Below are 17,044 nucleotides of genomic sequence, written 5' to 3'. Positions count from 1 at the left end.
CGAGTTAATTATTAATTAGTTAATATAAAAATTCTGTTTCCTTGTACATTTATATTACCCCAGTCGGGACACTATGGCTATTTGTAAGGTTCACAAAAAACCTATTTCCTTTTCGTCACTTTATACAAAAGCATAGTAAGCTTAACAATAGCAGCGTCCCCAAAGCTTCGTACATCTGCTCCGGTCTCTTGTTTTATCTTATCCAGACGGTAAAGCAGCGTATTTCGATGGATATACAACTTCTTGGCGGTTTCACTTACATTACAGTCCATCTCAAAAAAGGTCTCCAAAGTCAGCAGCATTTCTTTATCTGATAGTACAGAGGAGTAGTCACCAATTTGTCCAAGCAACTGTTTGCGGCGTACATCAGGAATGCTGTTAACCAAACGTTCCAAATGCAGTTCCCAAGGTAAATGAATATACTCTCCTACTTGAAAAATACGACCGAGTACAATCGTCTCCCTGAGCAAAGCTACAGATCCAGTCAATCCCTTAACAGGGACTATAGCCGGAGCTACTGCCAAATGGAATACCCCTACCCATTCACTAGCTATCAGCTCATGTAACCCCATACTAGTCTGTGCTAGAAGATCATCTACACTCTCTTCTTCATCATCCTTATCATCCCCGCCCGTAAGTAATTCTTTACGAGCTAAAATTAACCATTCCTTCTCTTGAAGGGGAATGAGCAGAATTTCGTTCTCAAAATAGCTACGCAGTAATTTCATCAGTGAACGATAAGAGATCTGTGGACTATGGGCAATCTCACTACTAAGGAGGAATGGAATCATATCTCCGAACAGACGTCCCTTTAGGGTGATCTCATCGGGAATTTCAGTGTCATTCTTCTCTTGCTCTAGCTCCGTGTTCAACCAAGCGCCAAGCTGCCGCGCCTCCACTTCACCTTCTTCTCTAAGCCCTGTAGCTTTAAGTGCAATAGCAAAATTTCGAACTGCATAGTTGACCAGTTGTACTTCCAGAGAGGTGAGCCCCTCCATTTCTACCCAGACAGCGGTTATACGTCCGTCACTCTCATACAAAGGTGCCCAAAGATGACCCTCATGGATTACCAGCTGATCCTGTCCTTCTAATCCCATGCTAAAAAGAGAAGCTGAATGCTGCCTCCCTAACTGCTTGATTCCGGTTCTCTTTCCGGTGAGCTGCTCTAATTTTTTCCGCAATGTCTCACTATCCATAGTCACCATGCTCCACCACTTTTGCTCTTTTCGCCTATTTTAGCATATTCTCTTATATTATGTTAATCGCTACAGTAGCGCGCTACTATAATACAACCATAAAACACAAAAAAAGCCACCACCATAAGGTGATGACTTTCTGTTTGGGATGAGCCATGAAGGACTCGAACCTTCGACACCCTGATTAAAAGTCAGGTGCTCTACCAACTGAGCTAATGGCTCATAAATGGTGGGGGATGATGGATTCGAACCACCGAACACGTACGTGAGCAGATTTACAGTCTGATGCGTTTGGCCACTTCGCTAATCCCCCAGGGAAAAGTGGCTCGAGACGGATTCGAACCGCCGACACGAGGATTTTCAGTCCTCTGCTCTACCGACTGAGCTATCGAGCCATATTAAATTGACATAAAAATAAAGTGGTAGCATTAAACTTCCCACCCTAGTCTTGTGGAAAAAAATGGCGGAACCGACGAGATTCGAACTCGCGATCTCCTGCGTGACAGGCAGGCATGTTAGGCCAACTACACCACGGTTCCGCATTGATAATAATGGTGCCGGCGAGAGGACTTGAACCCCCAACCTACTGATTACAAGTCAGTTGCTCTACCAGTTGAGCTACACCGGCACGGTGTAAAAAGTAAATCTAAAAAAGTAATAATGGTGGAGGCTGAGGGGATCGAACCCCCGACCCTCTGCTTGTAAGGCAGATGCTCTCCCAGCTGAGCTAAGCCTCCAGGTATTATGGTAGCGGCGAAGGGGATCGAACCCCCGACCTCACGGGTATGAACCGTACGCTCTAGCCAGCTGAGCTACACCGCCACAATAATTAGAAATGCTATGGATTGAAAATGGCGGAGAGAGTGGGATTCGAACCCACGCACCGCTTACGCAGTCTAACCCCTTAGCAGAGGGTCCCCTTATAGCCACTTGGGTATCTCTCCAAACGATATCAGTACCACAGCAATCCAAACAGGAATTTGACTCCCTGAAAACTGAATCCGAATTGAATTTGCGTATTAAGTATAGGATAAGCCCTCGACCGATTAGTATTGGTCAGCTCCATGCATTACTGCACTTCCACCTCCAACCTATCTACCTCGTCGTCTTCAAGGGGTCTTACTAATTGGGAAATCTCATCTTGAGGGGGGCTTCACGCTTAGATGCTTTCAGCGCTTATCCCGTCCGTACGTAGCTACCCAGCCATGCTTCTGGCGAAACAACTGGTGCACCAGCGGTACGTCCATCCCGGTCCTCTCGTACTAAGGACAGCTCCTCTCAAATTTCCTGCGCCCACGACAGATAGGGACCGAACTGTCTCACGACGTTCTGAACCCAGCTCGCGTACCGCTTTAATGGGCGAACAGCCCAACCCTTGGGACCTACTTCAGCCCCAGGATGCGATGAGCCGACATCGAGGTGCCAAACCTCCCCGTCGATGTGGACTCTTGGGGGAGATAAGCCTGTTATCCCCAGGGTAGCTTTTATCCGTTGAGCGATGGCCCTTCCATGCGGTACCACCGGATCACTAAGTCCGACTTTCGTCCCTGCTCGACTTGTAGGTCTCGCAGTCAAGCTCCCTTATGCCTTTGCACTCTTCGAATGATTTCCAACCATTCTGAGGGAACCTTGGAACGCCTCCGTTACTCTTTAGGAGGCGACCGCCCCAGTCAAACTGCCCGCCTGACACGGTCCCCGTACCCGATTAGGGTACTAGGTTAGAACCTAGATACGATCAGGGTGGTATCCCAACGGCGCCTCCACCGAAGCTTGCGCTCCGATTTCTACGGCTCCCACCTATCCTGTACAGATCGTACCCAAATTCAATATCAAGCTGCAGTAAAGCTCCATGGGGTCTTTCCGTCTTGTCGCGGGTAACCTGCATCTTCACAGGTATTAAAATTTCACCGGATCTCTCGTTGAGACAGCGCCCAAGTCGTTACGCCATTCGTGCGGGTCAGAATTTACCTGACAAGGAATTTCGCTACCTTAGGACCGTTATAGTTACGGCCGCCGTTTACTGGGGCTTCGGTTCATAGCTTCGGGTTACCCCTAACCACTCCCCTTAACCTTCCAGCACCGGGCAGGCGTCAGCCCGTATACTTCGCCTTGCGGCTTCGCACAGACCTGTGTTTTTGCTAAACAGTCGCTTGGGCCTTTTCACTGCGGCCCCCTCGTGCTATTCACACTACCGGGGCACCCCTTCTCCCGAAGTTACGGGGTCATTTTGCCGAGTTCCTTAACGAGAGTTCTTCCGCGCGCCTTAGAATTCTCTTCTCGCCTACCTGTGTCGGTTTGCGGTACGGGCACCTTCTCCTGGCTAGAGGCTTTTCTTGGCAGTGTGAGATCATGACCTTCGCTACTGTAATTTTCGCTCCCCATCACAGCCCAGCCTTAACGATGTGCGGATTTGCCTACACATCAGCCTCACTGCTTAGACGGACATATCCATCAGTCCGCGTCACTACCCTCCTGCGTCACCCCATCGCTCATAGCGGATTACGGTGGTACAGTAATTTCAAACTGTTGTCCTTCGACTACGCCTTTCGGCCTCGCCTTAGGTCCCGACTTACCCTGAGCGGACGAGCCTTCCTCAGGAAACCTTGGGCTTTCGGCGGATCAGATTCTCACTGATCTTTTCGTTACTCATACCGGCATTCTCACTTGTATGCTGTCCAGCGCTCCTTACGGTACACCTTCAACCCACATACAACGCTCCCCTACCCCAGATACATAGTATCTAGCCATAGCTTCGGTGGTGTGTTTAGCCCCGTTACATTTTCGGCGCAGAGTCACTCGACCAGTGAGCTATTACGCACTCTTTCAATGGTGGCTGCTTCTAAGCCAACATCCTGGTTGTCTGTGCAACTCCACATCCTTTCCCACTTAACACACACTTGGGGACCTTAGCTGATGGTCTGGGCTGTTTCCCTTTTGACAATGGATCTTAGCACTCACTGTCTGACTCCCGGCAATAAGTATATGGCATTCGGAGTTTGACTGAGCTTGGTAATCCTTGCGGACCCCGCACCCAATCAGTGCTCTACCTCCACTACTCTTATACCGAGGCTAGCCCTAAAGCTATTTCGGGGAGAACCAGCTATCTCCGAGTTCGATTGGAATTTCTCCGCTACCCCCACCTCATCCCCGCATTTTTCAACATGCGTGGGTTCGGGCCTCCAGTGCGTGTTACCGCACCTTCACCCTGGACAGGGGTAGATCACACGGTTTCGGGTCTACGTCCACATACTCATTCGCCCTATTCAGACTCGCTTTCGCTGCGGCTCCGTCTTCTCGACTTAACCTTGCATGTTAAACGTAACTCGCCGGTTCATTCTACAAAAGGCACGCCATCACCCATTAATAGGGCTCTGACTTTTTGTAAGCACACGGTTTCAGGTTCTATTTCACTCCCCTTCCGGGGTGCTTTTCACCTTTCCCTCACGGTACTGTTTCACTATCGGTCGCCAGGTAGTATTTAGCCTTAGCAGATGGTCCTGCTGGATTCATACGGGGTTTCACGTGCCCCGCACTACTCGGGATCCGTCTCGGAGAGAACACAGTTTAGGTTACAGGGCTTTTACCTCTATCGCGGGCCTTTCCAGACCTCTTCACCTACCATATTCCTTTGTAACTCCATGTGAGACGTCCCACAACCCCTAAGAGCAAGCTCTTAGGTTTAGGCTGTTCCGCGTTCGCTCGCCGCTACTGACGGAATCACTATTGTTTTCTCTTCCTCAGGGTACTTAGATGTTTCAGTTCCCCTGGTCTGCCTCTACATCTCCTATGTGTTCAGAGATGAGTAACTGCGAATTACCACAGCTGGGTTTCCCCATTCGGACACCCCCGGATCAAAGCTTGCTTACAGCTCCCCGAGGCAGTTTCGTTGTTCGCCACGTCCTTCGTCGGCTCCTGGCGCCTAGGCATCCTCCGTGTGCTCTTATTAGCTTAACCTTGATTTTTCTTAGGAAAAATCTCACTAATAACATTTACTTGTTTGCACAAGTTGCTAAAAGATGTTCTAAAACGCAAATTCGTTTCGGTATCCAGTTTTCAAGGATCAAGTTTAAAGAAGGTATTGAATTAAAAATTATGGTGGAGCCAAGCGGGATCGAACCGCTGACCTCCTGCTTGCAAGGCAGGCGCTCTCCCAGCTGAGCTATGGCCCCATAAAAGGATATAATGTCATATGGTGGGCCTTGGTGGACTCGAACCACCGACCTCACCCTTATCAGAGGTGCGCTCTAACCAACTGAGCTAAAAGCCCATATAACATATATAATATTGTGAATCAACCAAAAAATGGTTGTTCGCTTGGCGGCGTCCTACTCTCCCAGGACCCTTCGGTCCAAGTACCATCGGCGCTGGAGGGCTTAACGGTCGTGTTCGGGATGGGTACGTGTGGAACCCCTCCGCTATCGCCACCAAACGCATACGAAAGAGACTTGCTCTTTCAAAACTGAACACGAGTGAGTGTTCGAACCCGAAGGTTCTATTGTGGAAGTTTAACTTCCGATTTGAATGTCTTCATTGCAGAAGACGATTCTCCATAGAAAGGAGGTGATCCAGCCGCACCTTCCGATACGGCTACCTTGTTACGACTTCACCCCAATCATCTACCCCACCTTCGGCGGCTGGCTCCCTTGCGGGTTACCCCACCGACTTCGGGTGTTGTAAACTCTCGTGGTGTGACGGGCGGTGTGTACAAGACCCGGGAACGTATTCACCGCGGCATGCTGATCCGCGATTACTAGCAATTCCGACTTCATGCAGGCGAGTTGCAGCCTGCAATCCGAACTGAGACCGGCTTTGATGGGATTGGCTTCACCTCGCGGTTTCGCTTCCCGTTGTACCGGCCATTGTAGTACGTGTGTAGCCCAGGTCATAAGGGGCATGATGATTTGACGTCATCCCCACCTTCCTCCGGTTTGTCACCGGCAGTCACTCTAGAGTGCCCAGCCTTACCTGCTGGCAACTAAAGTTAAGGGTTGCGCTCGTTGCGGGACTTAACCCAACATCTCACGACACGAGCTGACGACAACCATGCACCACCTGTCTCCTCTGTCCCGAAGGCCGCCACTATCTCTAGTGGATTCAGAGGGATGTCAAGACCTGGTAAGGTTCTTCGCGTTGCTTCGAATTAAACCACATACTCCACTGCTTGTGCGGGTCCCCGTCAATTCCTTTGAGTTTCAGTCTTGCGACCGTACTCCCCAGGCGGAGTGCTTACTGTGTTAACTTCGGCACCAAGGGTATCGAAACCCCTAACACCTAGCACTCATCGTTTACGGCGTGGACTACCAGGGTATCTAATCCTGTTTGCTCCCCACGCTTTCGCGCCTCAGCGTCAGTTACAGCCCAGAAAGTCGCCTTCGCCACTGGTGTTCCTCCACATATCTACGCATTTCACCGCTACACGTGGAATTCCACTTTCCTCTTCTGTACTCAAGTCACCCAGTTTCCAGTGCGACCTCAGGTTGAGCCCAAGGTTTAAACACCAGACTTAAATGACCGCCTGCGCGCGCTTTACGCCCAATAATTCCGGACAACGCTTGCCCCCTACGTATTACCGCGGCTGCTGGCACGTAGTTAGCCGGGGCTTTCTTCTCAGGTACCGTCACTCCGGTAGCAGTTACTCTACCGGACGTTCTTCCCTGGCAACAGAGCTTTACGATCCGAAAACCTTCATCACTCACGCGGCGTTGCTCCGTCAGACTTTCGTCCATTGCGGAAGATTCCCTACTGCTGCCTCCCGTAGGAGTCTGGGCCGTGTCTCAGTCCCAGTGTGGCCGTTCACCCTCTCAGGTCGGCTACGCATCGTCGCCTTGGTGGGCCGTTACCCCACCAACTAGCTAATGCGCCGCAGGCCCATCCCTCAGTGACAGATTGCTCCGTCTTTCATTCTTTCTTCAGGAGAAAAAAGAAATTATCCGGTATTAGCTACCGTTTCCGGTAGTTATCCCAGTCTAAGGGGCAGGTTGCCTACGTGTTACTCACCCGTCCGCCGCTAAGTTATTTTGAAAGCAAGCTTTCAAAATAACTCCGCTCGACTTGCATGTATTAGGCACGCCGCCAGCGTTCGTCCTGAGCCAGGATCAAACTCTCCAATTAGTATTGAAAAGAGCGATATGCTCATTTTGAAACATCTGACGAGAAAATTAATTCTCTAATTTTGGATTTCACTTTCGTGATTTCCTACTCACTCGTTGTTCAGTTTTCAAAGATCAATGTCTCATCTTTCGTTGTCGTTGCTTGTCAGCAGCGACCCTTATAATATATCACAGTACCTTTGTTTTCGTCAAGCGTTTTTTTAATTTCTTTTTTTCGCTTACCGTTTCAGCAAGTTGTTAATCAACATCTTGTCCAAAGGGGCGAGACTTAATGTATCATATTTTTCAAACTCACGTCAAGCATTAAAACAAAATAATTCTTAATCCTATTAACATTACTACGCCTGGAAGGCCAAGAACCGTTACTGCGCCTATGGTTGCCGGATTCAGGGGAATATGAACTTGTGTGATTAAACCCGAGAAATTCACTACATATATCGCGAGCGCAGCCAGTACCAAATGAGCTCCGAACAGACTAAGCCATCCAAAGCCAAGTTTTTTCCGGAATACAATTACACTCAACAATACAACCGATATCACCAGTACTCCTATAGCTAACATTCTTAGCATGTTGATCCCTCCTATATTTTCATTTGGCTAGCGCCTACATCTGACTGCTATTTAATCCAATGCTCTTTGCATGTTTGAGATGTATCTGATACTTACGCTCTGCTGCCTCTAAAATATAAATAGCATAATCAATTTGATCTTGACCCAACGCTTCATCAAACATTAGGTACGCTCTCTCCCACTCAGATTGCGCCTTACGAACCTCCAGCAACGTTTCCCAGCCCTCCGTATCTTTTCTACCCTGTTCTTCATCTGCTCCCCGCCACAATGAGGTCCACCATCCCATTACTCATTCCTCCTCAGAATAATTTCGATGCAAAATTACATCTCGTTATTCTCATTCATATCGAGATAGGGACAAACTTAGAACAAAAAAAGGAGGCCCAGGGGGCCTCCTTTTGAAAAACACGACTTTAGAGCTACTAGAATAGCTCACGACGGCCTTCCAACGCTTTGGACAAGGTAACCTCGTCGGCATATTCAAGATCGCCACCAACAGGCAAGCCATGGGCTATTCTGGTGATTTTAATCTCAAAAGGCCGAACTAGACGAGAAATATACATCGCCGTTGCCTCACCCTCAATGTTGGGGTTAGTCGCCATGATAAGCTCACTCACTCTTTCATCACTCAAACGAGTCAATAATTCCTTCAAGCGAATATCATCAGGGCCTATACCTTCCATAGGTGAAATCGCACCCTGCAGAACGTGATAATACCCATTAAACTCTTTGGTTCGTTCTATTGCCACCAAATCCTTGGAGTCTTGGATCACACAGATTACTGAAGGATCTCTAGTTTTGTCCTGACATATCTTACACGGGTCCGTATCCGTAATATTACAGCAGACGGAGCAATAATGAAGATTACGCTTGACACTTACTAGCGCTTTAGCAAAATCAATGACGTCATCCTCTTTCATGTTAAGCACATGAAAAGCTAACCGGGCGGCTGTCTTCGGCCCAATCCCGGGCAAGCGCGTAAAAGCATCGATCAGCTTGGCTAGCGGTTCGGGATAATACAAATTAATAATTCTCCTTTAGACGAAAGTGGAGTGAGTGAATTAGAACAAGCCCGGGATCTTCATTCCACCAGTAAATTTACCCATATCATTGTTCGCAAGGTCTTCAGCTTGAGTCAAAGCATCATTAACTGCAGTGATTACCAAATCCTGTAGCATTTCAACATCTTCCGGATCAACAGCTTCTGGCTTGATTTGGATAGAAAGCAACTTTTTGTGGCCATTAACTTGAACTGTAACTACACCGCCACCTGATGAGCCTTCAATTACCTTGCCACCTAGTTCTTCTTGAGCTTTAAGCATTTGCTCCTGCATTTTCTTAACTTGCTTCATCATTTGGTTCATATTATTCATACATCATCTCTCCTTTGGAATGCGCAATTTGCGCTAGTATGCTTACATTACTCTTTTATGACAACAAGGTCTTCTCCAAAAAGCTGGATAGCCTCATCAATCCAAGGTTCAGATTTCGCATCTGCAGTATCATGTTCATGCTCTAGCCGCAACTCTTCTTTGCTAGGCTGTCCAACAGACTTCTGAGCGGCTTCGTTCCAATCGCGCTGCATAATAGTTACCAGTCTATAAGGTTTACCAAGACGCGCTGCAAACACATTCTCAATGACCTGTCTGTTTGCTGGCTTCTCCGTTGTATCACGATGAATCGTGTTCTTAAATGCAACAAGCACAGCATCGTCCATTACAGATACAGGTTCTCCGTCTACAAACCACGCATGAACCGTTACCTTCTCCTCTTTTACCCCTTGCAAGACAAGACTCCACTGTTTGTAGATAGCTGCAAAATCAGGACTATCCTTACCAGCAATAAACTTATCAACATTTGGAGGCATTTTGGAGGTTGCAGAGATTCTAGGCGCAGAACTTGGAGTCGGATTCGATTTCGCAGAAGAGGCACCATCTCGCCCACCTCCGGAAATACCACCGGACTGCAATGCCTGCTCCAGCTTTTTCTCCAGCGCAGTAATCTGTCTCTTGAGCAGATCCAGTTCACCAGAGTGGACTGCAGGAGCATTCACCACTGATCCAGCCTGCAATGCACCTAACGGAGCAGCTGATGCGGTCTCACTTTCCTCTTGCTGCAAGCTACAAAGCTTCATCAGCGCGACTTCAAACAAAGTCTGCGGATGAGTAGCATATTTCATTTCACCCAGGTACTTATTAAGTGTATCTACGATCTGAAACAGACGATCCCGGGAAAATGCGGTGGCCATATCTTTAAACTCGGCGGGATTAAGCACTCGCTCCGTCAGTTGATCAGCCCCAGGTACCATCTTAATCATCAATAAATCACGGAAATAATACATAAGATTCTCTAGACATTTATCAGCACTCTTACCTTCATGCATAAGCTGTTCAACAAGCTCCAGCAGAAGACCCATATCACCTTCCAATATGGCAGTGGCAAGACGCGCAAATTGCTCAGAGGGTATCCCTCCGGTCATCCCCAGGACTTGCTCGTACGTAACTTTGCCATCTGTAAAAGATGAAATCTGATCCAGCAAACTCACTGCATCGCGCATACCCCCATCAGAAAGGCGGGCAATATACTGCAATGCGTTAACATCAGCTGTAATCCCTTCCTTCTCACAGATAGCACTTAGATGTGCTGTCTGCTCTTCCAAAGCTACTCTGCGGAAGTCAAAACGCTGACAACGAGAAATGATCGTCGCTGGCAATTTATGAGGTTCCGTAGTCGCAAGGATGAACATTGCATGTGACGGCGGTTCTTCCAATGTCTTTAATAGCGCATTAAATGCTTCTGTTGTCAGCATATGCACTTCATCAATAATATACACTTTACGGCGCACCTCGGTAGGTGCATATTTCACCTTGTCCCGGAGGTCGCGAATCTCTTCTACGCCCCGGTTGGATGCCGCATCTATTTCCTGCACATCCATCACATTACCCGCAGTGATTCGCAAGCAGGAAGGACACTCGTTGCAAGGCTCCGGACCTGGCCCACGTTCACAATTGACCGCTTTCGCTAAGACTTTAGCAGCACTTGTCTTACCAGTTCCCCGCGGACCACTGAACAGATAGGCATGCGAAACCCGCTGTTCACGAATTGCGTTCTGCAGCGTTTGGATAATGTGCTGTTGTCCAACCATGTCTTGAAACGACTGCGGCCGCCAAGCACGGTACAGCGCGATATGTTCCACTATGCATTACCCTCTCTTAGGCTGCCTCTTTCCCGGCATTTGTCGCAAATTTATTATACTATATTCATCGGCTATTGACCAAAAACAAAAAGCATCTTTGCTTGTGGCAAAGATGCTGTTATAAACAGAATTATAAACCGTGCACCTGTTATTGATGACTACGATCCAAGCGGCAACCCTACATGACTGCTCGGGCTAGGCCACCCTCCGGCACAAGAGTAAACTTACTTATGGCTGCTTCCTTCCGGACCTGACCAGGTTCATAAGCACTCATTGCGGAGGACCCAACCGTCAACACAGCCCGTAGGAACCAAGGCCTCACATCGATAGCACCTCTAACAGGAATTCAACCTCGCTACAGCGGATTGCGAGTTACAGGGCACCGCTACCTCCCCGTCTAGCACGGCGAAGATAAGTATAGCTCACGCCCGGACAAAAATCAACTCCAAGACATAAAATGAGCCCCCAGCGAGAAAGCTGGGAGCTCGATCTAACCATTAAGCCGCTAAGCGGCTATTCCAATTAGATACCGTATTTCTTCTTGAATTTATCAACGCGACCGCCGGCATCCAGGAACTTCTGCTTGCCAGTGAAGAAAGGATGGCAGCTGGAGCAAATTTCAACACGAAGCTCTTGTTTAACAGAGCCAGCTTCGAAAGAGTTGCCACATGCGCAGGTTACCTTAGTTAAGTTATACTTTGGTTGAATTGCTGCTTGCATTTTGAATTTCACCTCTCATGCCCTAAGCCTCATGCGGACCCAGAGTTATATGATTACACTGTGGTATTTTAGCACGAAAAATTCAATTGATCAATATGTTTCATTGGTAATTCATTGGTACATTTAATCTATTAAATGTTGAGTTGCCGTTGCTTTACCCGAGCCATATTTGCTGGTGGTACATGTGTGTAAGAACCAATAACAACATCCGGCAATTCGTCCCGGAAAATTTCCAGCATCGTCTTCATGCCGAGAATTTCACCCTTAGCAGGAGGAATTAACTCCAGATAACTCTCTGGATCAATGTTCAGATTACGCATCTGAATAAGCTTCAGATCCGTACGTCTTACAAACTCCACCATCGCCTCAATCTCTTCTTCGCGATCAGTTACTCCAGGGAAAATCAGATAGTTGATCGATGTGTAAACACCTTGCGAGGCAGCATATTTCAAAGACTTCTCTACATTAGCCAATGTGTAGCCACGTGGTTTGTAATAAGCATTGTAATGATCATCTAGAGCACTAATCGTGCTGACACGCATCAAATCCAGCCCAGCATCGACGATTCCACGAATATGATCGCTTAAGCCAGCATTGGTGTTGATATTAATGTAGCCCATGTCAGTAATCGAGCGCACTTCACGGATTGCTTCTATAATAAGTTTTGCCTGCGTAGAAGGCTCACCTTCACAGCCTTGTCCAAAACTGATAATCGATTCAGGCGTCTTCAAGTGCTCCAACATAACTTGTGAAATTTCATTGACCGTTGGTCGGAAATTCATACGAGTCTGCGGAGACACAAAACCACTATCATCAGGTTGCTCAGAAATACAGCCAAAACATCCAGCATTACATGAATAAGAGACAGGTACACCGCCCTCCCAACGCCCTAAGAAGGTGTTGGAGGAAGTCAGGCATTCATAACCAAGCGCACAGTTAGAAAGATGCTCATAGAGACGGTTATCAGGATATTTGGCAGTCAACTCGCCAACGCTTACCTCAAGATCCTGTTTATCACAGTTCAGTGGGTTCCACTTCTCCGGATTATCGGTTGGATCCGCCGCAACATAGAACCCGCCATCCTTCCACACTACAGCCGAATACCCAAACAGAGGAAGCTTGTAAGACTTATCTGTCTTTACATACCCAGGAAGACACAAGCGAGTATAGCCCTGAGGCAGCAGCGCGCCTACAGCCTGTGAGCCATCCGGCAACGCCATCATTTCACCTGTCTCAGGATCCATACCCACAGCCCGCGTACTAGGCAAGCCCACAAGAGTGGCGCCTTCAGGCAGCGGAATCAACTCTTCCTCCAACATTTCAACGATCATATCCCCACTACGGGCTAACCCGTACAGTTCTGGATGATCATATACGTTTCCTTGCCCGTCGGCATATACCAAATACATGTTAGTCTCCTCTTATTATCAATTCTCAAGTTGTAGGTACTGAAGAAGTCTTTGCCCGTGTTGTGCGACGAGCAGCCGTACCACTGTTGGAAGTTCCTCCGCTACTTGCAGTTCCATTTGGCGATTGTTTAGCTCCCGCAACGTCAAATGATGCTAAGAATTCAGCATTAGTCTTTGTATCACGCAGCTTTTTGATGAATCCCTCCACAAAATCGTAGGATTCATTCATATTTTTGCGAATCGCCCAGATCGTATCAAGCTCTTCTTTGCTCAAGAGCACTTCTTCACGACGTGTACCTGAACGACGAATATCAATAGCAGGGAATATACGGCGTTCCGCCAATTTCCGGTCCAAATGAAGCTCCATATTACCAGTACCCTTAAACTCTTCATAAATAATATCATCCATACGTGATCCGGTATCAATTAAAGCAGTTGCTAAAATAGTCAGTGAACCGCCCTCTTCAACATTCCGTGCAGAGCCAAAAAACCGTTTCGGCCGATGAAAGGCTGCTGGGTCAATCCCCCCACTAAGCGTGCGTCCAGATGGTGGAACCACAAGATTATACGCACGTGCAAGACGGGTAATGCTGTCTAAAAGAATAACTACATCCTTCTTGTGCTCAACTAAACGAAGAGCTCTTTGCAACACAAGTTCGGCCACTTTAATATGATTCTCTGGAAGCTCATCAAACGTCGATGCAACCACTTCGCCTTTTACTGAACGCTGCATATCAGTTACTTCTTCGGGACGCTCATCTATTAGCAATACAAAGAGTTCAATCTCAGGATTATTAGTGGAAATACTATTGGCAATTTCTTTCAAGAGGAGCGTTTTTCCTGCTTTAGGAGGTGCTACAATCAAACCCCGCTGCCCCAAACCTACAGGAGCGAGCAAATCCATTATTCGGGTAGACAAATGAGTAGGGGATGTTTCAAGCGGTAGCTTGTCTTGCGGATAAAGTGGTGTTAATGCTGGAAAATGTAGTCGCTCCGCTGCGCTAGCAGGGTTCTCGCCATTAACGGCATTGACTTGAAGCAGGCCAAAATATCGTTCATTTTCTTTCGGCGTCCGGCATTTCCCAGATACAAGATCTCCGCTTCTGAGATCAAACTTCCGAATTTGTGAGGCTGAGATATAAATATCTTCAGCGCTAGGCAAATAGTTAATCGGCCTTAGAAATCCATAGCCCTCGGGTAGAATTTCCAGTACGCCTTCCATAAACATAAGACCGCTTTGCTCTGCCTGTGCCCGAAGGATCGCAAAGATCAGTTCCCGTTTCTTCAGCTGTCCGTAATAAGGGATCTGGTATTTCTTGGCCAGCTTATACAACTCGGTCAGCTTCATTTCTTCCAAATCGGAAATTTGAAGATCCATGTAATAACCACCTATTCAATTTTTAAATGAGTTCGCCCTAGTCTATCTACTAGGCAAAATGATGAGTCTATTAAAATGCCCATTAGGATATTAATACCCAATTTGGAAGGATATATGCGGTAAATAAGCAAATAAACCTCCTTCCAAACGGGATATCCTAATTTTATTCGTTCTCACGCCAAACATGAGCACCAAGTTGTCGAAGGTTGCTCACTAAATTATCATAACCACGGTCAATATATTCTACGCCGGTCACCTCGGTGATCCCATCCCCTACTGTCAATCCAGCAATGACAAGAGCAGCGCCTGCCCGTAAATCAGTCGCTTTCACCTTTGCAGCGTTAAGCTTACCACCCTCAATAATTGCAGAACGGCCTTCAACGCGTATTTTCGCGCCCATACGTACCAATTCTGGCACATGTTTAAAACGGTTGCTGTAGACGAAATCGCTAAGCACACTAACGCCTTCCGCCTGTGTCAACATACTTGTCATAGGAGATTGTAAATCTGTAGGAAAGCCAGGATAGGTCAACGCTTTGACATCTGCGTGCTCATATTTAGCTCTACCTATAACGCGAATACTTTCGTCAAGCTCTTCAATATCAACGCCCATCTCTAAAAGCTTGGCCGTTAAAGCTTCCAAGTGCTTAGGAATAACGTTATCTATCAACACATTACCACGCGTAGCCGCAGCGGCAATCATATAAGTTCCTGCTTGAATCCGATCGGGAATAATGGAGTGACGGCAACCGTGCATCTCCGATACCCCTTCGATTCTGATGGTTTCTGTACCGGCGCCTTTAATAACAGCGCCCATAGAGTTCAATAGGGTTGCTACATCTATAATCTCAGGCTCTTTAGCCGCATTTTCAATAATTGTGGAGCCTTTGGCACGTGAAGCCGCCAGCATGATGTTAATAGTGGCACCTACGCTTGATACGTCTAAATAAATCTTCGCACCGCGTAGCTCTTTAGCATATAAGTGGATAGAACCATGTTCGTTGGTAACTGTTGCTCCTAGTGCCTCGAATCCTTTGATATGCTGATCGATTGGACGAGGTTCGAAGTTACAACCACCGGGTAGACCTATTGTCGCTTCTTTGAATCTTCCAAGTAGAGCTCCCATCATATAATACGAAGCTCGAAGTTTCTTAACCGGACCATTAGGCATAGGTATAGATACAATACGCGAAGGATCAATTTTCATCTGGTTGCCTGACCAAGATACACTTGCGCCAAGCTCTTGCAAGATTTCGGAGTAAACGGCTACATCACTAAGGGACGGTAAATTATCAAGAACAACTTCAGATTCGGCCAAAATCGCCGCAGGAATAAGTGCAATAGCACTATTCTTTGCTCCACTGATGGTTACAACGCCCTCTAGCGGACGTCCACCGCCAATCATTAATTTTTCCATAGATTTATCAATTTCCCCCTACGTGTATTGCAGCTGTGTGGGCAATACGTGCTGTGGACTTTTAGTGATGAAAATGGAAAGACACCGGCTAAGCGGTGTGCTTTCCTCATCAAACTATTCAACTGGGCAGAGCTACACCCTGCCCTTTACAAATTGCTTGTCCACCTGTGGCGGAAGCTAACAATGATTAGGCTTTGTTGTTGGATCCAAATTCGCGGATTTTACCGATAACGGTTTCTTTGATCGCATCGCGACCTGGTGCGATGAATGTGCGTGGATCGTAAGCATCAGGTTTAGCAGCTAGAACTTCGCGGACAACTTTTGCGAACACGATTTGGTTCTCAGTGTTTACGTTGATTTTGGAAGTACCCAAGGAGATAGCTTTCTTGATGTCATGTTCAGGAATACCTGTACCACCATGAAGAACCATTGGGATGTTAGTAGCGTCGCGGATTTCTTCCATTTCTTTAAATCCGAGGTTAGGCTCGCCATGGTAAGGTCCATGAACGGAACCTAGTGCAGGAGCCAAAGTGTCGATACCTGTTTCTTTAACAATACGTACGCACTCATCAAGCTTAGCATACATGATGCCGCCGATAACGTCGTCTTCTTGTCCACCAACAGTACCTACTTCTGCTTCTACAGAAACACCTTTAGCGTGAGCATATTCAACGACTTTTTTAGTCATATCAATGTTCTCATCGATTGGGTGGTGGGAACCGTCGATCATTACGGATGTAAATCCAGCATCAATTGCTGCTTTACATTTATCAAAGCTAGATCCATGGTCAAGGTGGATCGCTACAGGAACTGTGATATTCATATCGATAATTAGACCTTCTACCATTTTAACAACAGTAGTGAAGCCGCCCATGTGACGTGCTGCGCCTTCGGATACACCAAGGATTACTGGTGATTTCTCTTGTTCAGCGGCACCAAGAATAGCTTGTGTCCACTCCAAGTTGTTAATGTTGTACTGACCTACTGCGTATTTTCCTTCAAGTGCTTTGTTCAACATGTCTGTCATAGATACTAATGGCATGGTTTC

Annotated in this window: 11 protein-coding genes, 10 tRNA genes, 3 rRNA genes and 1 other RNA gene; all 25 read right to left on the bottom strand. The window is 47.2% G+C overall.

Annotated elements, in window-relative coordinates; genetic code table 11:
• Window positions 1-101 precede the first annotated feature (101 nt).
• The 25 genes from NYE25_RS21765 to fba all read right to left on the bottom strand — a co-directional run bounded on the left by NYE25_RS21765 (window position 102) and on the right by fba (window position 17,038).
• Window positions 102-1,196, bottom strand: a complete 1,095-nt coding sequence (locus NYE25_RS21765; RefSeq protein WP_042183986.1) for a PucR family transcriptional regulator — start codon at window positions 1,194-1,196, stop codon at window positions 102-104.
• Between the two features lie 149 nt (window positions 1,197-1,345).
• A tRNA-Lys gene (locus NYE25_RS21760) sits at window positions 1,346-1,418 on the bottom strand.
• Between the two features lie 5 nt (window positions 1,419-1,423).
• Window positions 1,424-1,509, bottom strand: a tRNA-Tyr gene (locus NYE25_RS21755).
• Window positions 1,510-1,518: 9 nt separating this feature from the next.
• A tRNA-Phe gene (locus NYE25_RS21750) sits at window positions 1,519-1,591 on the bottom strand.
• A 66-nt stretch (window positions 1,592-1,657) separates the two neighbouring features.
• Window positions 1,658-1,735: transfer RNA gene (locus NYE25_RS21745), tRNA-Asp, on the bottom strand.
• A 13-nt stretch (window positions 1,736-1,748) separates the two neighbouring features.
• A tRNA-Thr gene (locus NYE25_RS21740) sits at window positions 1,749-1,824 on the bottom strand.
• Window positions 1,825-1,857: 33 nt separating this feature from the next.
• Window positions 1,858-1,933, bottom strand: a tRNA-Val gene (locus NYE25_RS21735).
• 8 nt (window positions 1,934-1,941) lie between these two features.
• Window positions 1,942-2,018, bottom strand: a tRNA-Met gene (locus NYE25_RS21730).
• Window positions 2,019-2,048: 30 nt separating this feature from the next.
• A tRNA-Ser gene (locus NYE25_RS21725) sits at window positions 2,049-2,140 on the bottom strand.
• 82 nt (window positions 2,141-2,222) lie between these two features.
• Window positions 2,223-5,150: ribosomal RNA gene (locus NYE25_RS21720) — 23S ribosomal RNA — on the bottom strand.
• Window positions 5,151-5,289: 139 nt separating this feature from the next.
• A tRNA-Ala gene (locus NYE25_RS21715) sits at window positions 5,290-5,365 on the bottom strand.
• Window positions 5,366-5,386: 21 nt separating this feature from the next.
• A tRNA-Ile gene (locus NYE25_RS21710) sits at window positions 5,387-5,463 on the bottom strand.
• A 45-nt stretch (window positions 5,464-5,508) separates the two neighbouring features.
• Window positions 5,509-5,625: ribosomal RNA gene (gene rrf / locus NYE25_RS21705) — 5S ribosomal RNA — on the bottom strand.
• A gap of 124 nt (window positions 5,626-5,749) precedes the next feature.
• Window positions 5,750-7,307, bottom strand: a 16S ribosomal RNA gene (locus tag NYE25_RS21700).
• Together the 16S, 23S and 5S rRNA genes with 10 tRNA genes alongside form the textbook arrangement of a ribosomal RNA operon.
• Before the next feature lie 302 nt (window positions 7,308-7,609).
• Complete coding sequence (locus NYE25_RS21695) at window positions 7,610-7,867, bottom strand: pro-sigmaK processing inhibitor BofA family protein (RefSeq protein WP_371915754.1); 258 nt, start codon at window positions 7,865-7,867, stop codon at window positions 7,610-7,612.
• 43 nt (window positions 7,868-7,910) lie between these two features.
• On the bottom strand, window positions 7,911-8,162 hold the full coding sequence (locus NYE25_RS21690) for a DUF2508 family protein (protein WP_052404100.1): 252 nt from the start codon (window positions 8,160-8,162) through the stop codon (window positions 7,911-7,913).
• A gap of 136 nt (window positions 8,163-8,298) precedes the next feature.
• Complete coding sequence (recR, locus tag NYE25_RS21685; RefSeq protein ID WP_042123249.1) at window positions 8,299-8,898, bottom strand: recombination mediator RecR; 600 nt, start codon at window positions 8,896-8,898, stop codon at window positions 8,299-8,301.
• A gap of 39 nt (window positions 8,899-8,937) precedes the next feature.
• Window positions 8,938-9,249 carry a YbaB/EbfC family nucleoid-associated protein gene (locus NYE25_RS21680; RefSeq protein ID WP_042183982.1) on the bottom strand — a complete coding sequence of 104 codons (312 nt, stop codon included), beginning with the start codon at window positions 9,247-9,249 and terminating at the stop codon, window positions 8,938-8,940.
• A gap of 47 nt (window positions 9,250-9,296) precedes the next feature.
• Entirely contained in the window at window positions 9,297-11,072 is a 1,776-nt protein-coding gene (gene dnaX, locus NYE25_RS21675; RefSeq protein WP_341146805.1) for a DNA polymerase III subunit gamma/tau, read from the bottom strand.
• Window positions 11,073-11,209: 137 nt separating this feature from the next.
• Window positions 11,210-11,478, bottom strand: an RNA gene (gene ffs / locus NYE25_RS21670) — signal recognition particle sRNA large type.
• A 116-nt stretch (window positions 11,479-11,594) separates the two neighbouring features.
• Window positions 11,595-11,792 carry a 50S ribosomal protein L31 gene (gene rpmE, locus NYE25_RS21665; protein ID WP_042123239.1) on the bottom strand — a complete coding sequence of 66 codons (198 nt, stop codon included), beginning with the start codon at window positions 11,790-11,792 and terminating at the stop codon, window positions 11,595-11,597.
• 131 nt (window positions 11,793-11,923) lie between these two features.
• Window positions 11,924-13,201 carry a radical SAM protein gene (locus NYE25_RS21660; protein ID WP_042183978.1) on the bottom strand — a complete coding sequence of 426 codons (1,278 nt, stop codon included), beginning with the start codon at window positions 13,199-13,201 and terminating at the stop codon, window positions 11,924-11,926.
• A 25-nt stretch (window positions 13,202-13,226) separates the two neighbouring features.
• The gene (gene rho / locus NYE25_RS21655; protein ID WP_042123234.1) at window positions 13,227-14,579 is read right to left on the bottom strand and encodes a transcription termination factor Rho; all 1,353 of its coding nucleotides are present in this window, start codon (window positions 14,577-14,579) and stop codon (window positions 13,227-13,229) included.
• Between the two features lie 163 nt (window positions 14,580-14,742).
• Window positions 14,743-15,996 carry a UDP-N-acetylglucosamine 1-carboxyvinyltransferase gene (locus NYE25_RS21650; protein WP_060623903.1) on the bottom strand — a complete coding sequence of 418 codons (1,254 nt, stop codon included), beginning with the start codon at window positions 15,994-15,996 and terminating at the stop codon, window positions 14,743-14,745.
• 187 nt (window positions 15,997-16,183) lie between these two features.
• The gene (gene fba, locus NYE25_RS21645) at window positions 16,184-17,038 is read right to left on the bottom strand and encodes a class II fructose-1,6-bisphosphate aldolase (RefSeq protein ID WP_036679934.1); all 855 of its coding nucleotides are present in this window, start codon (window positions 17,036-17,038) and stop codon (window positions 16,184-16,186) included.
• Window positions 17,039-17,044: the final 6 nt, after the last annotated feature.

Origin of the sequence: Paenibacillus sp. FSL E2-8871, assembly GCF_038000345.1 — a bacterium.
Taxonomy (GTDB): Bacteria; Bacillota; Bacilli; order Paenibacillales; family Paenibacillaceae; genus Paenibacillus_AQ.
This window is presented reverse-complemented; position numbering and strand designations above follow the sequence as displayed.

Coding starts and splice junctions, on each gene's coding strand:
- NYE25_RS21690 (WP_052404100.1), bottom strand. CDS start 8,162: ATGGGATGGTGGACCTCATTGTGGCGGGGAGCAGATGAAGAACAGGGT.
- NYE25_RS21765 (WP_042183986.1), bottom strand. CDS start 1,196: ATGGATAGTGAGACATTGCGGAAAAAATTAGAGCAGCTCACCGGAAAG.
- NYE25_RS21650 (WP_060623903.1), bottom strand. CDS start 15,996: ATGGAAAAATTAATGATTGGCGGTGGACGTCCGCTAGAGGGCGTTGTA.
- rpmE (WP_042123239.1), bottom strand. CDS start 11,792: ATGCAAGCAGCAATTCAACCAAAGTATAACTTAACTAAGGTAACCTGC.
- fba (WP_036679934.1), bottom strand. CDS start 17,038: ATGCCATTAGTATCTATGACAGACATGTTGAACAAAGCACTTGAAGGA.
- NYE25_RS21695 (WP_371915754.1), bottom strand. CDS start 7,867: ATGTTAGCTATAGGAGTACTGGTGATATCGGTTGTATTGTTGAGTGTA.
- rho (WP_042123234.1), bottom strand. CDS start 14,579: ATGGATCTTCAAATTTCCGATTTGGAAGAAATGAAGCTGACCGAGTTG.
- NYE25_RS21680 (WP_042183982.1), bottom strand. CDS start 9,249: ATGAATAATATGAACCAAATGATGAAGCAAGTTAAGAAAATGCAGGAG.
- NYE25_RS21660 (WP_042183978.1), bottom strand. CDS start 13,201: ATGTATTTGGTATATGCCGACGGGCAAGGAAACGTATATGATCATCCA.